Genomic DNA, 2,508 nt, shown 5'->3' with positions numbered 1-2,508 from the left:
GCGACGAGTTCATTCCGCTGATCAACAAGGGCGGCGGCGCTGGCCTGCAAGTCACCGCGTACACGCAGACCCTCTCGGACATCGAAGCTCGCATCGGCAACCGCGCGAAGGCCGGTCAGGTGATCGGTGGTCGTCGTGGACGCGCTGGCGTGGCATGAGGCAGACGAGTCGCTCATTGACTACGTCGGCAGCGACGAGAACTCGGGGCAGTTACTCCTTCGCGCCGAACTTAGGCGACTGCTCGAACTCGACCAGCATCAACGTCAATCCGGACGCGGGTTCAGCGACCAGCTGAAGCCACACGAGCGGGTCGTTGCGCACTTGGTCTCGCGTTAGGCCGGTTCCATCGCGACGGTCAGTTATGGGTCCGTAGGCGGAAGCACCCCTTCTGCCGAAGAGTGGACTACGAGGCTCTTCGATCAGCGCCTGACCGTTCAATAGGGAACGCGTCATTCCAGTTCGGCCGCTGTACGACCCCCTGGCAGATGTCGATACAATGTGGCGGGAGACACACTCAGGCGCCGCGCGACTTCGACTACGGTGATGTCGCGGTTGGTCAGCATCGCCTTCGCGGCGATCAAGTCGGTCGGCGAGAGCGCCCTCGGCCGACCGCCGATCCGTCCGCGCGCCCTAGCGGCCTCTAGGCCTGCCCTGGACCGTTCGCGGATTATCGAGCGCTCGAACTCGGCCAAAGCCCCGAAAATGTGGAAGATCAGCCGACCGCCAGCAGTCGTGGTGTCGATCTGCTCCGTCAGCGACCGAAAGCCGATTTCGCGTCGCTCCAGGTGCTCGACGGTCTCGATTAGCTGTTTGATCGAGCGGGCCAGCCGATCGAGCTTCCAGACCACGATGGTGTCGCCCTTGCGGACGTAGTCGAGTGCGGCGGCAAGCTGCGGTCGAGCGCGCTGAGCGCCAGACGCCGTCTCCTCGAAGATGCGCTCACATTCTGCTTTGCGGAGCGCATCGAGTTGCAGCGCGTGGGTTTGATCACGTGTCGAAACCCTGGCGTACCCCACCAACATGCTGTTCTCCTCTCAAAACACTTAGAAACGTAGATCGGTGAGAGATCGGAAGCGAGAGGCAGTTTTGAGAGACCTTCAACCTTCGGCAGACTGTCGGCTTTGGTATCTCTCATAAACGGATGTTTTTGAGAGAACTATCTTCGGCCTTCACACGCACGAAAGGCGGCGAAGCTCCGCCGTTAATCCGTCCGCCGGAGATCTCGCCCAGGCAGGCTGAAGGCCGAGCAAGCCTGACAGGCCCGAAAAGCCCGGCACGGGCGTCGGCGGCGATGACGGCGGCGGCATTATCCAGGGTTGATGATGGAAGTGGAGGATATCGACAACCTCTCGCGCAACCAAGACATCGCGGTCGGACTGCAAGTGATCTTGAAGCCACGGGCCCGTCCCACCCCGACATGGACCTCGATGCCCGAACGGACGTTAGATTTCGAGTTCTAGGCGTTCTGCGATGAAGGTTGGATCCCAGCCGGGATTGAAAGTGTCGACGTGGGTGAATCCGAGCCGCTCGTATAGGCCACGCAGGTTCGGGTGGCAGTCGAGCCGCAGCTTGGCGCACCCCTGCGTTCGCGCGGCATGGCGGCAAGCCTCGATCAGCGCGGAGCTGACACCCCGGCCCGCATGTGTCCGTCGCACCGCGAGCTTGTGCAGATATGCGGCCTCCCCCTTGAGGGCGTCGGGCCAGAACTCGGGATCCTCGGCCGACAAGGTGCAACAGCCGACGATGCCGTCGCTGCAACTCGCGACTAGGAGCTCGGATCTCAGGACGAAGGTCTCCGCGAATGTCCGGTCGATCCGCGCGACGTCCCAGGCGGGCGTTCCCTTGGCGGACATCCACGCCGCAGCGTCGTGCATCAGCCGCACAACCTCGTCGATATCACCCGAGCAGGCGACCCGAACGTTCGGAGGCTCCTCGCTGTCCATTCGCTCCCCTGGCGCGGTATGAACCGCCGCCTCATAGTGCAGTTTGATCCTGACGAGCCCAGCATGTCTGCGCCCACCTTCGCGGAACCTGACCAGGGTCCGCTAGCGGGCGGCCGGAAGGTGAATGCTAGGCATGATCTAACCCTCGGTCTCTGGCGTCGCGACTGCGAAATTTCGCGAGGGTTTCCGAGAAGGTGATTGCGCTTCGCAGATCTCCAGGCGCGTGGGTGCGGACGTAGTCAGCGCCATTGCCGATCGCGTGAAGTTCCGCCGCAAGGCTCGCTGGACCCAGATCCTTTACAGGAAGGCCAACGGTGGCGCCCAAGAAGGATTTCCGCGACACCGAGACCAATAGCGGAAGCCCCAACGCCGACTTCAGCTTTTGAAGGTTCGACAGCACGTGCAGCGATGTTTCCGGTGCGGGGCTCAAGAAAAATCCCATCCCCGGATCGAGGATGAGCCGGTCGGCAGCGACCCCGCTCCGTCGCAAGGCGGAAACCCGCGCCTCGAAGAACCGCACAATCTCGTCGAGCGCGTCTTCGGGTCGAAGGTGACCGGTGCGGGT

At 62.7% G+C, this 2,508-nt stretch carries 4 protein-coding genes; all 4 read right to left on the bottom strand.

Annotated features, from left to right (window positions below; genetic code table 11):
• Positions 1 to 210: 210 nt before the first annotated feature.
• Positions 211 to 453 carry a hypothetical protein gene (locus H0484_RS14955; RefSeq protein ID WP_226955435.1) on the bottom strand — a complete coding sequence of 81 codons (243 nt, stop codon included), beginning with the start codon at positions 451 to 453 and terminating at the stop codon, positions 211 to 213.
• Complete coding sequence (locus tag H0484_RS14950; protein WP_034002765.1) at positions 450 to 1,022, bottom strand: recombinase family protein; 573 nt, start codon at positions 1,020 to 1,022, stop codon at positions 450 to 452. The genes H0484_RS14955 and H0484_RS14950 overlap by 4 nt, the downstream gene beginning before the upstream one ends.
• Before the next feature lie 420 nt (positions 1,023 to 1,442).
• Positions 1,443 to 1,943: a GNAT family N-acetyltransferase gene (locus H0484_RS14945; protein ID WP_000376623.1), complete on the bottom strand. Its 501-nt coding sequence runs from the start codon at positions 1,941 to 1,943 to the stop codon at positions 1,443 to 1,445.
• 127 nt (positions 1,944 to 2,070) lie between these two features.
• Positions 2,071 to 2,508 (bottom strand): dihydropteroate synthase (locus tag H0484_RS14940; RefSeq protein ID WP_031972817.1); only part of this gene is annotated, 438 nt, incomplete at its 5' end.

This window comes from Mesopusillimonas faecipullorum, from assembly GCF_020539505.1.
Classification (GTDB): domain Bacteria; phylum Pseudomonadota; class Gammaproteobacteria; order Burkholderiales; family Burkholderiaceae_B; genus Mesopusillimonas; species Mesopusillimonas faecipullorum.
The sequence above is the reverse complement of the archived record's forward strand: the minus strand, read 5'-3'. Positions and strand labels throughout refer to the sequence as shown.

What these genes read in the sequence shown, in the direction of transcription:
- H0484_RS14950 (WP_034002765.1), bottom strand. Translation starts at nt 1,022, where the DNA reads ATGTTGGTGGGGTACGCCAGGGTTTCGACACGTGATCAAACCCACGCG.
- H0484_RS14955 (WP_226955435.1), bottom strand. Translation starts at nt 453, where the DNA reads ATGACGCGTTCCCTATTGAACGGTCAGGCGCTGATCGAAGAGCCTCGT.
- H0484_RS14945 (WP_000376623.1), bottom strand. Translation starts at nt 1,943, where the DNA reads ATGGACAGCGAGGAGCCTCCGAACGTTCGGGTCGCCTGCTCGGGTGAT.